Below are 18,106 nucleotides of genomic sequence, written 5' to 3' on the forward strand. Positions count from 1 at the left end.
AGAGGGAAGTCGGCAAAAGGTGCTTGCTAATTGGAAGGAAATACCGAGAGTTTGCGAAAGGATGTTCGATAAATAACAATATGACCGAATATCCTTTGATAAAAATCAGGTGTTACTAAATGAAACACGTAGAGCTGGACAAACTCGACCAACGCATTCTTGCCATACTTCAGAGCGATGGGCGGATCAGTAACCAGCAACTGGCGGAAGAAGTGGGCCTGTCACCGGCAGCTTGCTGGCGAAGGGTGAGAGCGCTTGAAGAGTCCGGCGTTATAACCGGATATACGGCGCACCTGGCGCCGGAACGTATCGGACAGGGACTCTGTGTACTGATCAACCTATCCCTTCAACGCCACACCATTGACAGCACGGCAGAGATCGAACAACAGGTGAGCAGCTACCCGGAGGTACTTCAGTGTTTCGCGGTGACCGGTAATGCAGATTTTGTATTGCGAGTGATCGTACCGGATATGGCCAGCTACGATCGTTTTCTGAACGAAAAGATTTTCACCCTGCAGGGCATCGCGCAGGTAAATTCCAACTTTGTACTGCGGGAAATCAAAAACACCCAGACAGTTCCGCTGGGAGGCCCTACCTGAATCTTTGCTGGCTCTGAAGCCACATCAGCACCACGACAACCAGAGCTATAAACAGACCCGAAAGCCCAAAGGACAAACGAAAACCACTAACACCGAGAACCGCACCAAACATAAGCGGCGCCACGAAGTGAACAGCCCGATTGGCCATCAGGCGCATGCCCAATGCTCCCGACCTCTGTTCGCGCTCAACGCTTTCAGCCAGAACTACCATCGACAGGGGCTGCGTAAGTCCACCGCCCAGCCCTACCAAAACGGACAAAAGGCCAATAACCAGCGCGTTGCCCGCGAACCCCATACAGACCAGGCCGCCAGACAAAGTGCACAGCGCCAGAATCGTTGCCTTTTCGCGCCCGCCCACAGCGCTTATGATCTTTGGAATAAACGGGCGAATCACCATGGATACGCCCGATCGCAAACTAACCAGCACGCCAATCATCACCGCGCTCATTTCCAGGCTATCAAGATAAACAGGCAGATAGCTGCCGTAGACGCCCAAAGCAAACATTCCTGCAACCGTAATCGCGATGGAAACCTGAACGCCGGTATTATTGCGGATCAGACCCGCCTGAGCGCGGAATCCGGTCTGTTTTCGGGTCACCGATATGCCCAGGGTTGCATCTCCGGTCAGCGCTAGCCCCGACAGCCAACCCAACAAAGCAATGCCTGCCATAACCAGAAACAGGTTGTCGACGCCACCGGCCCAATGAATCCAGCCGCCAGCCAGTAAAGGGCCAACCACCTGCCCGCCAGACAGCCAGGTGGAATACCAGCCAAAATAGCCTTCCAGTTTAGGCCCGGTGGCCAATGAAGAAATGATCGTCTGGGCCGATAACACCATTTGAAGGTGTGCCAGCCCAATTAGCAGCTGGCCACCAATGAGCCCGTAATAACCGGGCAGAATCTGCATCAACAGCAGCCCCCCGGTCATCACAAGCGCGCCGGCCAGCAGTGTAACCCGGCCTCCGTGGCGCGCCACCACGCCGCCCAGAGGAATGGCCAGCAAAAAGGGAAGCAGATACTGGGAGCTGAGAATGACACCCAACATGAGGGGGGACGCGCCAAGTTCAAGCCCGTACACCGGCACGGTTACGAGCAGCATCGAGTAGACAACGAAGCAGAATGTGAGCGACACACACAAAGCTACAAAGTTCTGGCCGGCTTCATCAGCCGGCCGTCTCAGAGCGTTTTTCAGGGTTGGTCTTTTAATAGGTCACCGGGCAGTAGCTTTGAGAAATCCACCAACCCGCAGTTTATTACTTCTGGATTAATATTTCAGAGCGCCGTTGCCCCGCTTCATCGTCGCTACAACAGACCCGGCAACCACCAGCAGCGCGGCCAGGGGCAATCGCCAATCCGGAGCCGCCACGCCGGCAATCACCAGAAATGTAGCCGCCAGAACAGGCACACCATAGGCGAGGCTACCCACCAGCGCGGTCGGCCCGGTGCGAAGTGCCAGGTCCCAGGCCATCATCGCAAGCCCATAGGGCCCGACTCCAAGCGCGACACCTGCAACAAGCGCCAGGCCTGAAGGCAACCCGAAGGGGCTACCAGAAAGAACATCGGCGATTGCAGCGCCGAACGCCGCTAGCAGAAACAGCCCCGGCATCATCGGCGCAATCGCAACAGGTGCCGCCTGGCAGATCCACGAATACAGGGCCCAGCAGCAACCGGCCATCAGCGCCAACGCATAACCTGCCAGGTATTGCGAATGCCCCACACTCTCCGTTTCCGGGGAAAGTAATACCGCAGCGCCAGAAAATGCAATGAGAGCGCCACACAAAACAGGCAACGGCAGGCGGCGATGAAATAGCCACTGACTGATGACAATAAACATCACAGGCCAGGTGTAAGTTATCAATGCCGCTTCTGCCGTCGGCGCCATGCCAACACCCGTAAGATAGCCACCGATCGCTCCGAGTATCAAGGCCGGCAAAAGCCCATAAATCGCCAGCCTCCACTTCAGGGAAACCGGCGCCTGAACCGGTTGGCCACCGCGATGGCGCCGCTTACGAAGACTCACCGGCAAAGCCACTATGGCTCCACTGATTAACGCGATGGCGGTAAGCTGGAAGGGCGGCACCGAACTGGCAATGTCCACCAGCAAAGGCGCGCCGGCCCAGAGCACAACGGCAAAAAGCGCGGCAATGATACTGATGAAAAATGGGCGGGAGGGGTTAGTCAATATGCGCACCGTCGTGGCTCCTGTTGCTGTGGGTGAATTGGATTCGACAGCTACAGGCTATACACTGACCACTCATCACAAAATCAATTATTTTTGATAGAACACATCACAAGGGCTGATACATTGAGAAACCGGATTCTGGACCTGAACATGCTTCTGACTCTGGTTACCATCGCAGACACCGGAACCGTGACGGCCGCAGCGGAAAGACTGGCATACACACAATCCACCGTGAGCATGCAGTTGAACCGCCTTGAGGCTGCTCTCGGTGTTCCGTTGCACGAAAAAGACGGGCGCCGCATACGGTTTACGGCGGAAGGCCAGAAGCTGGTGGGATATGCCAGGAAAATGCTGGAATTAAACAACGAAGCTATTGATGATGTGCAGCAGCGCCAGGTTTCCGGGGAGCTGAACCTTGGCATTCCGGAAGACTATGCCTTCCTGCTGACCTCGGTACTGTCTCACTTCAACCGGCAGTTTCCTGCAGTGCAGCTGCAGGTTACCTGCAGGTCAAGCGTTGAGCTGGTAAAACAGGTGCAGGCAGGAAACATGGACCTGGCTGTGGTGACCCGGCAGGCGCGCTCACCTGGCGGTGAGGTTATCCGACGCGAGCCCCTTATGTGGGCTGTCGGCGCCAACGCCCAGCCATCGCTGACTGACCCGATACCTCTGGCGTTCTACTCACCGGGAGCCGATGTATTCCGGGACGTCGCCGAACAGGCGTTAACGAACGCAGGGCGGGATTGGCGAATGGCCTACTCGAGCCAGTCCATGACGGGCCTGATGCCCGTAGTCGCAGCTGGGCTGGCAGTTGCGGTTATCACCCGAAACATGCTTACACCCCAGTTGCGAGTGCTGGATGAGCGTAGCGGCATGCCCACACTTCAACACGTGGAGATTGCCCTGCACCGGCCAGCCGGCCGGCCCTCAGAACCAGTGAAGCAGTTGGCCGAACTGATTCAGAGCCACCTGGCGACAGGCGATTGAGCGAGCTGGTCGAGGCACTCAGGCAAACGGCGACGGTGCTTCCTTGAACTCAGCATAAAGCTCAGGATAGTCCTCACGAAGCCTCGACAGATTGGACTGCGCACTATCCGGCAGCATTTCCAATAACTCCTGCTGTTCTGCATCGGTCAAGTATAAACGAAGGAACGGAAACAATTTCTCCCGTTCTGCCTTCAGGTACGCTTGGTGAGCATCCAGATAGGCTTTGAAATCGTCAATAAACCGTTCCATAGGCACCACAGCATCCATCAGGATCATATCGAGCGTCTCGGAAAGCAGTTTCAAGCGCTTATGCAAGGCCTGATAGTCTTCAGTCATTCGACGGCTCAACGCCTCACCATCGGGTTTTCCGGACAGCAGGTTCTCACTATACAGACGCTCCAGTGGCTTCAAGAAGCCATCCATATAATCGAGAATATAATCCACAATCTCGCGTATCTGACGAAAGTCCGGGCGCTCGCCCTCCTCCAGCGTCGTATGCCGGAGCGAGAGCACGTACAGCAACCGAGCCATATTGCCGTGATCGCGGCGCAGTTTGTTAAGCGTAGCCATGTGAAAACCTCCTGAGCTAATGGGCCGTGTCTTGCCTATCCTTAGGCCCCATATTGAATCGTTCGTTACTGTAATACCATAGCCAGCAAGTTACGCAATCTTACACTTCCTTTGCTCCTTCAAACAAAACGCTTATCCAGCGTAGGTTTTGACGCTGCCAGTCGCTAATCAACGATTACCCCGTCCTGTTGGATATGCAAGGTTGCATCATTGCCACCATTTGAAGCAGTGTAGACGTCGTAGCCTGCAACCCCCGCCCCCGTCTGAAGCTCCCAGCCACTCGCAGCATCCAGCGAGATACTATCGTCGGCATCACCCGAAATGGTCAAAAGGTTATCTTCATCAGTCATAGAGATAACATCCTCCACGCTGAGGCCTTCGATTTTATTATCGCCAGAACCTTGCATATCGATGGTTTCGATGTCCTTCAGGTTGTTGGCCAGATCGGTGCTGGTGAGAGATTCGCCGAAGCGGAGCTGAATCGTATCCTCGCCACCGAAGGCATCGATCGCCTCTCCGGTCCAGAGCAGGCTGTCATCACCTGTGGTGCCGTACTGTTGGGTTACACCGCTGGTGTCAATATCTTCCCATTCGGTCCAGGCAGAAGCATTGCCATTGCCACTTTCCACGGTTTGCGCCCTGACCTGTACACTATTCAGCTCATTGGCCGCCTGCACAAAGCCCAGGGTCTCCGCCTCTTCCGAGGTCAATCCACTAACGGTATAGCTACCAGCGCCATGATCAGTTACCTGGCTTGTACCACTGATCAGCGTATCGCCCAGGTAAAGGGCGGCATGTTCGCCCATGCCGGAGAGCTCTAGCGTCAGGGTTTCGGTAGATGCGTCACTAGCCCCGGCGGATACCGGGTCTTTGAGTTCATGGTTAAGGTTGAGTGGAATAATATCTCCCTCCTCGCCAAAGCTGGGGGTGGGAGCCAGCGTCAGGCCGTCGGCCTGGGCTTCTACCGTCAGATTGAAGGTTTGAGTGCTCACCTCCTCAGCGGAAAGAATCTCTTCGCCCGAGGTGACCTGAAGAGTAAGTCCATTGACCGTACCACTCCAGTACTGGGGCGGCATAATGCCAATATAATTCGGGATTTCGCCATTCCCCAGCAACCAGGTGTTAGTGGTGCCGCCACCACCGGCGTTGTTAGACAGTTCCGCCGCAGTTGCATTTGCGGCGCTGTCACCCACGTAAACCAGAAAACCATTCGGCACGTTGCTCAACAATACCGCGCCAGGGGCTTCGGAGCCGTCGCTATCCGAGAGGCCGTTGTCCGTCACGGGTATCTGAATAACATTGGGCTTGTCGTCTTCCGCCAACTGGCTGGCGTTTTCTGCGCCGGATATATTCTCCACAGTAAAGTCATAGCCGCTGTTGACTGGCTTGATTACCCCGGTCTGGGTCACCTCGCCGGTCACGATGTCAGTTGAATCGTCTTCCTGGCTCTGAGCCCAGGCCGAGAGGCTGACTGAGCCATTCACATAATCCGTCGATGGCGTGTAGGTCAGTTGAACAGGACTACTCAGGTCAACTGAGTCAATCACGTAATAGTCGCCCCCTGGCAGCCCATTGCCCCCGCTGACGGACGTGGCATTCAAGGCGGCCCCGCCTTGTTTAAGTACGCCTGAACCATCAATACCTGACTCATCCAGCTGCAAATAAAGTTTGCCATCCACCAGAGTCCAGTTGGGATCATCCGCCGTATTGGACAAATCAACGGTAAATACCAGATCGTTGCCTTCATCCACAGCCGGTGCGCTGATGGTGATCTCCGGCTCATCACTGACCGGCTGTACCCCATCAAAACTGGCATTAACGGTCTCGTCATCTCTCAAACCACTAGGCACATAGGTGGTCAGTTTGGCATCAAAGTCAAAGTTGCCCTTATTACTATTCCAGTCAGCCGGCGGGGTTACCGTGATGCTGTCCATAAGGGTCTGCAGCTCGCTATTTCCCCCAGTTCCTGAAGCCGTCCACACCGTTTCGCCACCGATAACGGTTGAGGTCATGCCGGTTACAACCGTGCCTACCGGCAGGTTGGACAGAGTGATATTGAAGCCGTTATCGGTAACACCGTCTTCAATCTCGCCATTGAAGGCTTCATTCAGTGTAAATGCGGTGTCCTCAGTGGGGTCAAACTCACTTTGCTCCCAGGCAACAATCTCCGCTGGCTCCTGGCTTTCATCTCCAGCCGGGAAATTCGTAGTCAACGAGACAGTTGTGCTATCTGTCTTCAGCTGACCATTGCTGGCATCTTCCGTGGTAACCGTAATGGAGATTTCGTGGTCAGTCAGACCACCCGCTTCCGACTGAACTTTAAGACTAATTAACGGAGTCAGAGCTGAATCAAAGCTGTCACTAGTGATAAACAACCACTGATTACCACCGATAAAATCGGCTCCCTCTACGATTACACCTTCAGGTACATTATCCAGCAGGATACGAGTCAGCTGTTCACTGCCATCGAAGTCGCTGCCCTGATTCGCAATATTCAGGTCGATGGTGGCTGTGCCCGGGTAATCCAGATCGATGTTACTACCGGCTGGAACTGTCAGCTCCGGCTGGTCGGTTACGGCGGCCACGCTGACGTTGTAGGTTTGATCCCCGGACATTTCGGATACCGCTGAAACCGTGCCATCATCACCCGGGTCTCCAACCCGGTACTGCACCGTGAAGCTGCCATTGCCGTGCCAGTTGTCATCACCATTGAGGTAGATATTGTCCATGGCGGTGCTATCAAGCTTGTACCAGTCGCCATCAACTGTTACACCAGTCTGTGCTTCCGCCCCCAACGCAGAACCATTCTCACCATAGGTTAGAGTGAAGTTCTTTCCAGCCAGATCACTGGCCTTGATCCAGACTTCGGTGATGGTTTCATCGGTTTCACCGTTCTGCTGCTGGGCGCTGAAGTCCAGTTTTGCAGGCGTATCCTCAACCCCACCAGTGCTCAGATTCATGGTCGCTTCCGGCGACGGAGTGATCCTGACCTGAACTTTGTGCTCTGCCGTGAGCGAGTCACCATCGTTTTCGGTGGTGACCGCAGCCAGAGTGAACTCGGCCGAGGTGCCACTGAAATTGGTCGGGGTGGTGATTTTGACATTACCCAGCTCGCTGGCTGCAAAGACCCATTCGCCATTGCCCAGGGAGGTGGCACCCTCAACGCCGAAGCCAGCCGGCAGATTGGAGAGCTTAAAGCTCAAGGTTTCGGAGCCGTCGGTATCAGTCAGTGAGGGTGTATAGACCAGTAGATCTTCCAGCATCACGCCGCCATTGCTGTCCACGTCGGCTTCGGTGAAGCTCTGATCTTCAACCGCTTTCACAGCAACATCCGCCGAGTCTGCTACCCCTTTGGGGGTTACATTGATAGACAGCTCAAAGGGCGGTGTGGATTCGTGGGAATGCTCAGTACCATTCACCTCCAGAGTGTCTACTGAAACCGTTGCAACCTCTAAGGTAAAGGGTTTATTGGAGTGTTCTGGCGGCGTCAGGGTCATGTTTCCGCCCTTATCCGGATCAAACCCTTCGATCTCTACTTTCCAAGTGTCGTTCCCATTATCCGTAATGGTCATACCCGCTGGCAGGCCTGTAGCCCCCGAACTCAGGATCTGACCATCGTAGACAATCTCCGCCCCATCAGGAATTGCATTGATAGTGACGTTAAAGGTCTCAGACAGATCAGAGCTGCTGGGTCGGATGGACAGCGGCACACTCTCGTCTTCATTACCGTTAACGCGCGCCGTAACGGTGGTGGTCGGAGTATCGGCTGAAGGTTTGATCAGAATATTGGTCAGGGTCGATTCACCACTGATCTTCTCGCTGACTGAGCCATCATCAGGATCCGTATCACGAGTCAACGCTTCAACCTTGATCTCAAACATGCCTGCAAAGTCCGGCGGCGCCAGGAACTCCAGCGTATCCAGATACTCAACAGGTACCTCAATGGCCTCACCACCATAGGTTTGAGTAACTAAGCCACTGCCGTCGTTATATCTGAACTGGGATCCGTTAGCATCCGCCTGGCTGCCATCACCCTCAACAAGTTCAGGCGTCAGTAGAGCGAAGGTCTCCTCGGAATCGTCTGAATCTTCATTGTTCCAGTCGCCTTGCAGGTTAAAACCAGCCTCAGTACCTAAAGTAAACCAGCTATCTTCTTCACCAGCAGAAGAGTAGTCATGATCCCCTACCATGGTGAGATCATTGGTGCTATTGGAATCGCTGTCGCTTCCAATAATTTCGCCTTGCGGGGTTACCGTTACCTTGACATCCTGCTCCACCGTTTTGGTGTCACTGACTTCTGTACCATTGACAGTCTGAGTATCCGTGGTGGTGATATTAAGATTAATCTCTGCATCCGCACTACTGTGAGCTGGCGGAGTGATAGTAAAGCCGTCCAACACGGCTTCGCGTGCGGCTTCATCCAACACGGTAACGCCGCCGGCACCATCGTCATTGAAAGTAATTGTATAAGGATTGCCGGCAGAACCGTCGCCCGAAACACTCCAACCGCTGCTGCTGACAGGCGCGGTGACGACCCAATTTTCCGGAATTTCAAAAGACACTGAATTAATCACTTCGGTGCCGGTTCCCGTATCGGTAACCCGTACATTCTCAAGGAAGTTAACCGCAGTATCTTCTTCGGTTTCGACATCACCTGCGGTGACATCCCCAGCCACCGGGGTGACGGTCAGCTCCAGGTCTATACTGACCGATTCGGTGTCTGGGTTTACGCCAATGCTGTCGCTGTCGCTGTCGAGGGTGTTCAGCGCAATGGTGGCGCTGATCACCTCATCGCTGGAATAATCCTTCGGCGGTGTGATGCTAAAGCTTGGGTCAGCTCCATTATCTCCGCTCAGGTATTCGCCCTCAGGAATACTGATATTGCCGCTGGCGTCCGCGGTATAGTCGTTACCGCCGATGCTCACCTTAGTCCCTTCCGGCAGGCCGCTGATGCTATACCAGTAGGATTCTGAGCCATCTGTATCGGCAAGGCTTTCAATCAGTACAGATTGCAGGTCCAGCGTTGTGTCTTCCGACATGGAGACGGCGATCTTGCCGTTGGTACCACCTGAAGGCTGAGTGACGCTCAGCGAATCGGCTCCAATAGTTGATGGGGCAGGTGCGGCCAGCGTTATTTCCGGTGCATCAGTCACTGCCTGCACATCAACACTTATAGACTGCTGACTGTGGGCGCCATCGACCCCACCCAGTTTCTTACCGTCGCTATCCACTTCATAGCTGGTGACGCTGACGGTCACCTCCACGTTTTCGTGACGATCCTCTGCCGGCTCGATCTTAAGCGCTTCGTATTCATCCTTAGTCAGGTAGTTGACGTTTGCTGTCGGCAGACCCTCGGACAGGTGCAGATCGGTATCCGCAACGGTGTCACCGGAGTTTTCCACGATAACAACGGTGTAACCGCCCTCTGCATCGGCGGTCAGCGACGCACCATCAGATTTTGTCAGCACAGTGCCCGTTGGCGCGTCATCATCCAGCGTCAAGGTAATGGCGCCCAGACGTTCAGGGTTGTCTCCTTCAGTGCCATCACCGTTCTGATCGGTATCATCCACGATCACGGGCGCCGTCAGACCCAGTGCAACTGCAGTGTCTTCCGGAGTGGAGATGGATTTATCATCCTCCAGACCGGGTGCATCGGAGACCGGGTTGACGGTTACATCCACCTCAGTCACTGTGGTCGAACCGTCATCATTGGTAATGGTGACCTGGAAATTATCCATAGACCCCTCATTGCTGTAATCAGCATCCGGGTAAAAGGTCAGTTTTCCATCGGTGTCTACCACAACCACGCCGTGACCCACATCATATCCCAATGTACTGGTAGGGATAGCCGATCCATCAGGCAAGATGGTTACACTTGTGGCCGGATTATCATCAGTATCCTGAATGCTGACATTACTCTGAGTTGAGTCCGCCGAAGTAGTAAAGGGCCCATAAGCCGTATCTTCATCCGTAGTGATAGATACGCTCGTCTTCGGCACATCATCCACGAGGTTAACAACGAAGGTGCCCGTGGCTGAGTCATCATCGGCATCCTGTACCTGATAGGCGAACTCCATTGCCATGGTTCCGTTGACGGAAACCGGATGCGCAAGCGCACCTTTAAGCTCAAAGGTGTACTTACCCGTATTTTTATCCAGGGTTACGACAAAAACTTCTTCACCGCCCCGGGTACCGGTAAGGGTCTCATCGGTTACATCAATCGTAATGCCTGAGTTACCCGTGCTCGCCAGCAGGCTTTGCAGCGCAGTCTGATTCGTAGCGAACGTCAGGCTGCCCATGCCGTCTTCACCGGTATCTATCGGCAAGGACGCTGTAACACTGGTGCTGCCCTGCCCTGCTTCACTGCCTGAATCGAGGTATTTTTCATCAACATTTGTCGCGGTCGGCTGACCGCTGACAGCCGGGCCATCGTCCTGAAATACGAACCGGTCACCAATATTTACTGTATTGCTGATTTCGTCGCCATCGCCATCTTTGGCCGTGGCTTTCAGGTCAATCGCACCGTTGGTGATTTTAACGAAGTCGTTCGGGGTGAGCGGGTCCTCGTGCTCCAGAGCGCGATTTTGAACCAGTGTTACTTGGCCTGTCGCCGCATCCACTGTGATGGTAAAAACCACATCGCCATTGTCATTACGACCTTCAATTACGCCGCTATTGTCAAAAAGCATGACTGCATCACCACTGGCCGTATCCACAAGGCCAGAAGCACTGTTATCAATCACCAATTCATAAGCGACACCGTTGTTTCCATCGACGCCATATTTAATATCGAAAGCCCCGGAGAAATTAACGGTCGCCTCAGCGCCTTGCGCACCAATTTGCGCTTCTTTCACTTGAGCTTCGTCCAGTTCTACGCCAGTAAGATCCACTTCGGGCAGATCATCAATCACCAATACGCCAAGGCTGCCAGAGCCGATAACGCTGTTAGCGGCGTCCTGCGGGTCTGTGGCAGTCACTGTTAAATCAATATCTTTCAGTGCATCATCAGCACCTTGGGCACTGTGCGCTTGTGCGTCGGTTAACTTGTAGTCGAAATCAACTTCCCACACAGCGGGTTGACCATTGGCGGTTTCCACCATGGCAGAGCTGTTCAGGGTGATCACGCCGTGGCCGGAAACTGTGATGGTCTGAGTGCCATCCAGAGCTTCGATGTCCGCCAGGGTGAATTCCTGCCCACCAATTTCGATGGAATCAAGTCCGGACGGTGCGGTAACACGCAGTACGCCACTAACTGTATTTGAGCCATCGCCGGTGTTCAGGCCCTGCTCATGCACGGTGAGCTGGCCATCAGCAGCACCGTTATCGTCCAGCACTTCGATGGTCGGGGCGTCTACTATGTGGGCGGTGGCGCTGTCGTTGCCTGAATCTACTTGCAGGTTTTCAAAGCCGGGATCTATGCCGGCATTATCTACAACGCTTTCAATTGTGGCAGCGACAGGCTCACTCAGTTCAGCTGTCATGTCCGCGGTAGTATTAACTTCGAAACTCGCTGAGGCATTGCCGCCGGTAATGGTAATGCTGGCGGGCAAGGCATCCACGTCACCCGTATTGGCGGCTGCGCCACTCCAGTCAAGGTTCACGGTTACGTCTTTTCCAGACTCAACGTTAACCGGGTCGCCATTTTCATCGACAAGATTAACGGTGTAATTGAGCGTGCCACCTTCAAGGACAGAGTCCTGGTCGACGGTGATTTGTGCGTATACAGGGTCGATGGTGTCGGTGACCGTCACCGTTGACGTATCCGTATCAACGACTTGCTCGAAGTTTCCACCAGTCACGCTATCGATGGAGAGGTCGTAGGTTTCTCCATCTACATAAACGTCGTCGCTCTGAACCTGGAACGGATCAGACGTACCACTGGTCGCGCCCACGGCGATGGTGATGGTTTCACCATTGCTCAGGCTAATGACCAGATCGTTCTCTGTAACCGGGTGATCAACCGTTGCGGTGATGGTCTGGCTTTCGCCTTCTTCACTTGTAATGTCACTCAGGGTGATGGTGACAGGTGTATCTGTATCAGCGATGGTGATGCCCGTACTGTCGTTCACCAAATCGAGTTGCTCAAAGTTCCCGCCATTACCAACGGCAGCGAAATCATCCACGGTCAGGGCAACGTCATCTTCTACGTAAACATCGCCATCAGGGTAACCATCCAACGCCTGGGTGCCAGCTACAGCACCAGTGCCCCAGCCAAAGGCAACTTCACCGCTGGTTGCGCCGGCGGCTATCTGAATGCTGGCTGTCTGGCCATTGCTCAAGGTAATACTGAATGACTGATCTGCTTGCGGCGCGTTATCCAGGTTAATGGTGTAGGTAATGGAACCGTTGTCTTCATCGCCGCTGCCGCTGGAAGTTAGCGTGGCAGTGGTGATGTCGATACTGTCAGTAATTTCAACCGTACCCACACTCGGAGCGCCCAGGTTCTCAAAATCGGAACCACCACTAACCGCTACATCCGTAGCCACCACAATGTCTTGTGGATCGTCTTTATACACCCCTTCAAACAGACTCGGCGGGATGATCACATCCACGGTGCCAGTAGTGTTCCCACCACCGATGGTGATGATTTGATCATCGCCATTAAGGTCTTTGAACGTTACTTCAACGGGGTCGTCACCTGCGCGCACCTCGCCGCCCAAGGTCACGGTATAGGTGAGCGTGCCACCGGATTCCGTCAGACCAGGGCCAGCAGTCAGGCTAACACTGGTGGTATCGATCGTATCGCTAACCACCGTATTTACGGCAGCGCCATTGAAGGTCAGATCTTCGAAACTATCAGCGGCACCCGCATTCTGTTCGCTAATATCCGTAATGGCAGTACTTATGGTCTCGCCATCCACATAAACATCATCACTTTGCATCGCTAAGTTAAAGCTCTCACTGCTGCTACCAGCGGCGATGGTGATGCTGCTGCCATCTGACAAGGTCACTGTTATATCGTTTTTGGCATCTACTGCATTGCCATTGGCATCCATCAGCGTGACTGTGTAGGCCAAGTCTGACCCGCCTTCATTCACTGTTGTGCTGTCTACGCTCAATTCCGCGGTAACGGCATCGATCGTGTCGGCGATCTGCGCTGTGGCAGTGGCGCCAGACAGATCTGTTGCCTCAAAGTTTCCACCATTGATAGCGGTAACTTCTGCAGTCACGCTGTCAGGATCAAGGTAAACGTCCGGGTTCTGAGTGTTGATAAACAAGTCGCCACCGCCATTGGCATCAACGACTACGGTGTGCTCAGTGCCAGCAACGTCTACCGTCAGCGTAACGGTTTCGCCCGTTTGTGGTGGGTTGCTCAGCTGGAAATTAAAGGTAACGCCGGTAGCATCTTCAGTCACATCGGCGGTTGAAACGCTGACGGTGGTTGCATCACCGTTATCGACAACTTCCGTGCTGGTTGTGCTGCCAAAGCTTGAATCATTAATATGTCCGCTGCCACCGCTAGCGCCGACCACTTCAAACTCTGCCGTCGTACTGCCTTGTGTGTAAGCGTCATCCAGGCGGCTATCTACCTCAGCGCTGCCACTAGTCTGGCCCACCGGAATGGTGATTGTCTGGCCATTGTCCAAAATGACGTAGAGCGGATTGTCCTGCACCGGTGTTTCAACAGTTGCGGTGACAGTAATCTTATCGCCTTCATTAACCTGCGCCGGCGCGCTCAAAGTAATGTCCAGTACGGGCTCAACCGTGATATGTAAATCCGCAGTGCTCGTGCCGCCATCGGCATCAGAGACTGTATAAGTCACTGCTGGCACTGTGCCGCTATAATCAGGCTCAGGCACAAACTCATAACTGCCATCAGCATTAAGTGTTAGCTCGCCAACACCGGCAATCGTTGCTGCATCGCCCGCGCTATAAGTTTGGCCATCTACCGCAAATTCGGTAACACCCAGCGGGTTATCGCCATCAGGGTCGGAATCGTTGGCCAGAACACCGTTGGCGCTATCAACCGTAAGCGTGATGCCTTCAACAGCTGTGATGGCGTCGTCTACAGCATCCGGCAGTGGATTGCTCACGCTCCAGGCAAACTCAGTATCTGCACTATTTCCTGATTGATCGGTCACACTGATGGTGACGGTATGCTCGCCGTTGCCGCCAAACTGACTGGCAGATTTGTCGATAGTGCCGCTAATAACGCCGGTATCTGGGTCGATGGTTAGCCCATCGGGCAAGCCGTTGGCGCTGTAGCTGATGTCGCTGCCATCAACGATGTCATTGAAGTTCCCGCTGACATCCAGGTTGATCACATCCGCATCGAGATCACTCTGGTCAGCGATAGGCGTATTGATATCCGGCGCGAGATTGTCTACGAGTTTGCTATCAGTTGCGCTGCTGGTGTTGCCCGCCGGGTCGGTAACGGTGGCGTTCAGTTCCACATCGGTTTGACCGGAGGTGACGGGCACATCTACCGTAATGCCGTTGTCGATATCATCCTGTGTTATTGGGCGGTTGATTAATTCGTTGCCCTGGGCATCGGTAATGACCACCGTATCGCCCGGTTTGGTGGTGCCGGGGTCCAGCGTAACTGTGCCTTCAACCGTGCCATCACTGGTATCGTCTTCGTTGTAGCTGCCGTTAGGGCCACTACCCTGCTCTAGTTCAACCTCAACGGTGGGCGTCACGTTGTCTACAGTTTTGTTATCGGCATCGTCACTGGTGTTACCCGAGGGGTCGGTAATGGTGGCGCTGATCTCTACCTCGGTGGCACCGGATGACACGGAGATATCGACGCTAACGCCATCATTAATATCGTCCTGCGTGACCGGGCGGTCGATCAGGACGCTGCCGGAACCGTCCTGAATCACCAGGCGGTCGCCCACTTCAACGGTGTTCGGATCCAGCGTTACTTTGCCGGTGACTTTACCGTCGGTGATTTCGTCAACGCTGTATACGCCATCACTGCCGGCGCCTTCAAGCTCCGCCGTCAGCGTGGGTGTCACCGCATCGACCGGTTTATCGTCCGATGCATTGCTGGTGTTACCAGCTTCGTCGGTGATCTCAGCGTTTAATTCTAATTGAGTATCGGTGTCGGTAATTGGAACCTGAACGATAACGCCGTTATCAATATCGGCTTGTGTCACTGGGGCATCAAACAGCGTATTACCTTTGCCGTCGGTGACTACAAGGTGGTCACCGACCGAGACCGTTGGGTCCAGGTTGATAGTGCCTTCAACGGTGCCATTATCGGCATCGTCTTTGTTATAGCTGCCATCCGGACTGGAGCCCGTTGCCAGTTCAACCTCAACGGTGGGCGTAACGTTGTCTACGTCTTTGTTGTCGGTCGCCGTGCCGGTGTTGCCTGAGGGGTCCGTCAGTTCAACATTGATCTCAACGTCCGGCTGGCCGGGTTCTACCGGTACCTCCACACTGACGCCGTTGTCGATGTCGTCCTGGGTGACGGGGCGATTGATCAGCTCATTGCCGTTGCCATCGGTGACCACCAGGGTGTCGCCAGGCACAGTCTCTGGTGTCAGGGTGATCTTGCCCGTGACCGTACCGTCGGTGATGTCACCCTCGTTATAGCTGCCACCCGGGCCTGTGCCCGGCGCCAGCTCCACGCTTGCTCCGGGGCCGACGTTATCGACGTCGTTTTCGTCTTTACCACCACTGGTATTCCCCGCCGGGTCGGTAACGGTGGCGTTCAGTTCCACTTCGGTGCGACCGGAGGTGACGGGCACGTCTACAGAGATGCCGTTGTCGATATCGTCCTGAGTCACCGGGCGGTTAATCAGTTCGTTGCCCTGGCCGTCGGTAATCACCACCGTATCACCCGGTTTGGTGGTGCCGGGGTCCAGCGTGATGGTGCCTTCAACGGTACCATCACTGGTATCGGCTTCGTTGTAGCTGCCGTTAGGGCCACTACCCGGCTCAAGCTCTACCTCAAGCGTAGGAGTGATGTTGTCTACCGGCTTGGTATCCGATCCGTTGCCGGTGTTGCCCGCCGGATCAACAACTTCCACGTTCAGGTCGACACTGGTCTGGCCGTCGCTGACTGGCACATCTACGGTAATGCCATTGTTGATTTCATCCTCAGTGACCGGCCGTTCGATAATGACATTGCCATCTTTATCGGTGATTTTGACGGTATCACCCGGTTCAGTGGTGCCGGGCTTAAAGGTGATGGTGCCAGTAACTTTACCGTCGCTGGTGTCGTCTTCGTTATAGGCGCCATTCGGGCCAGAACCGTCTTCAAGTTCTACGATTACTTCCGGAGCTATATTATCTTTCGGGTTTTTATCGAAACCTGTGCTGGTATTACCCGCTGGGTCGGAGACTTCAACATTCAGCTCAACATCGATTTGGCCTTCCGCGACGGGCACGTCCACAACAATGCCGTTGTCGATATCGTCTTCGGTAAGCTCGTAATCCACGATCGGATCGCCGTTTTTATCTGTAATCGGGTTACCGTCGATATCCGTTACTGTCACCTTGTCGCCGGGAAGTGTGGTGTTCGGATCAAAGGTGATCGTGCCCGTAACTTTTCCGTCTTGCGTATCGGCTTCGTTGTAGTCGCCGTTCGGGCCAGAGCCCGGTTCAAGCACTGCATCTACACCCGGGGTAACATTATCCACCGGTTTGGCGTCTGATCCGGTGCCGGTATTGCCAACAGGGTCGGTGATGGTAACGTTGAGTTCGACATCGGTCTGTCCCTCAGACACAGGCACGTCGACGATAATGCCATTGGTGATGTCATCCTCGGTGACCGGGCGTTCAATAATCACTTCACCGTCTTTGTCGGTGATTATGACGGTGTCACCAGGTTCTGTGGTGTCGGGGTCGAAAGTCACTTTGCCCGTGACTTTGCCGTCTTTCGTGTCGTCTTCGTTGTATCCGCCATTGGTGCCAGAGCCTGGCTCTAACTCAACCGTAACCGTTGGTGCGACACTATCCACCTCGTAGGGCCGCTCTGCCTGTTCAGAAACAGGCGTACCATTTGGCTCTACACTGGCAATCGTTGCCTGAACATTATTGTCTTGCGCCAACTCACTGCCCGGCACATCCACTTGCCAGGTTTTGCCATCTGCATTAACGGTTGTTTCATACAGTTGGCCGTTGACAGTTACAGTAACACGATCGCCTGGTTCTACTCCGCCGCCCACTGTCCCTGTCAGAGTAATAGACTGCCCGGCTTCCGTTGCGTCTACGATATCGTTGCCAGCAATCACATCGATGGAAATGCTCAGTTTTGGGAGCTTAGAGCCAGTCTGAGGGTAGTCATTATTTGTTTCGTGACGGTCAGTAGAACCCTGGTGATCACGTATCTCAACACGTACAAACGTTGATTGCGGCAGGCTCATACCGAATGGCCGCAACACTTCCTGAATGCGCGCAACGGTCACCGGCGTGTAACCATCCGCTTCGATAATTTCGCCAATACGAACCAGCTGAACAAAACCATGTCCTTCTGGCGTGGCACTCTGGTATAGCGTAGGGCTCGCATCCGCCGGCGCCTGGTCTGAAGACGGCTGAGGCCGCACGTCTTCATTCTGCTCCATGAACTCGCCGCGCTGGTCGGCTGAGACTTGCTGCTCGCCCACAAACGTCAGTTGCTGGTTATCACCGAAGTCCAAATCAACGCGTGCGCCTTCTTCCATGATCAGCGTTTCATCAACGCCAAGTTGATCACCCACGCTGAGTAAACGACGTTCGCCGTTCGCGTTCTCCGCCCAGGCCTGTCCGATCAGTGAAACAACAATTGCCAGAGTAGTCATAAGGACCTCACAAAGTAGCTATCCATGCGGCATGCGCG

Annotated in this window: 6 protein-coding genes; 2 read left to right on the forward strand and 4 right to left on the reverse strand. The window is 54.4% G+C overall.

All coding sequences use genetic code 11. From position 1 onward, the window contains the following. Positions 1-119 precede the first annotated feature (119 nt). Positions 120-599, forward strand: a complete 480-nt coding sequence (locus Q4606_RS07295; protein WP_303593437.1) for an Lrp/AsnC family transcriptional regulator — start codon at positions 120-122, stop codon at positions 597-599. On the opposite strand, the gene Q4606_RS07300 is transcribed toward Q4606_RS07295, so the two are convergent. Both Q4606_RS07300 and Q4606_RS07305 read right to left on the reverse strand, forming a co-directional pair. After that, positions 592-1,731 carry an MFS transporter gene (locus Q4606_RS07300; protein WP_303607121.1) on the reverse strand — a complete coding sequence of 380 codons (1,140 nt, stop codon included), beginning with the start codon at positions 1,729-1,731 and terminating at the stop codon, positions 592-594. The genes Q4606_RS07295 and Q4606_RS07300 overlap by 8 nt on opposite strands. A gap of 132 nt (positions 1,732-1,863) precedes the next feature. Beyond that, on the reverse strand, positions 1,864-2,790 hold the full coding sequence (locus tag Q4606_RS07305; RefSeq protein ID WP_303593439.1) for a DMT family transporter: 927 nt from the start codon (positions 2,788-2,790) through the stop codon (positions 1,864-1,866). Positions 2,791-2,931: 141 nt separating this feature from the next. Between Q4606_RS07305 and Q4606_RS07310 the strand changes: the two genes are divergently transcribed. Continuing rightward, complete coding sequence (locus Q4606_RS07310) at positions 2,932-3,768, forward strand: LysR substrate-binding domain-containing protein (protein WP_303607122.1); 837 nt, start codon at positions 2,932-2,934, stop codon at positions 3,766-3,768. 18 nt (positions 3,769-3,786) lie between these two features. Here Q4606_RS07310 and Q4606_RS07315 read toward each other — a convergent pair whose 3' ends face one another. Then, positions 3,787-4,338, reverse strand: a complete 552-nt coding sequence (locus Q4606_RS07315) for a hemerythrin domain-containing protein (protein ID WP_303593444.1) — start codon at positions 4,336-4,338, stop codon at positions 3,787-3,789. Between the two features lie 164 nt (positions 4,339-4,502). Then, positions 4,503-18,068, reverse strand: coding sequence for an immunoglobulin-like domain-containing protein (locus tag Q4606_RS07320; RefSeq protein WP_303607123.1), 13,566 nt, complete (start codon positions 18,066-18,068; stop codon positions 4,503-4,505). Positions 18,069-18,106 lie beyond the last annotated feature (38 nt).

This window comes from Marinobacter sp. 1_MG-2023 (assembly GCF_030549045.1).
GTDB lineage: Bacteria > Pseudomonadota > Gammaproteobacteria > Pseudomonadales > Oleiphilaceae > Marinobacter.

Excerpts from the sequence above, each read along its gene's own strand:
- Q4606_RS07295 (WP_303593437.1), top strand. The coding sequence starts at position 120 with ATGAAACACGTAGAGCTGGACAAACTCGACCAACGCATTCTTGCCATA.
- Q4606_RS07310 (WP_303607122.1), top strand. The coding sequence starts at position 2,932 with ATGCTTCTGACTCTGGTTACCATCGCAGACACCGGAACCGTGACGGCC.
- Q4606_RS07315 (WP_303593444.1), bottom strand. The coding sequence starts at position 4,338 with ATGGCTACGCTTAACAAACTGCGCCGCGATCACGGCAATATGGCTCGG.
- Q4606_RS07320 (WP_303607123.1), bottom strand. The coding sequence starts at position 18,068 with ATGACTACTCTGGCAATTGTTGTTTCACTGATCGGACAGGCCTGGGCG.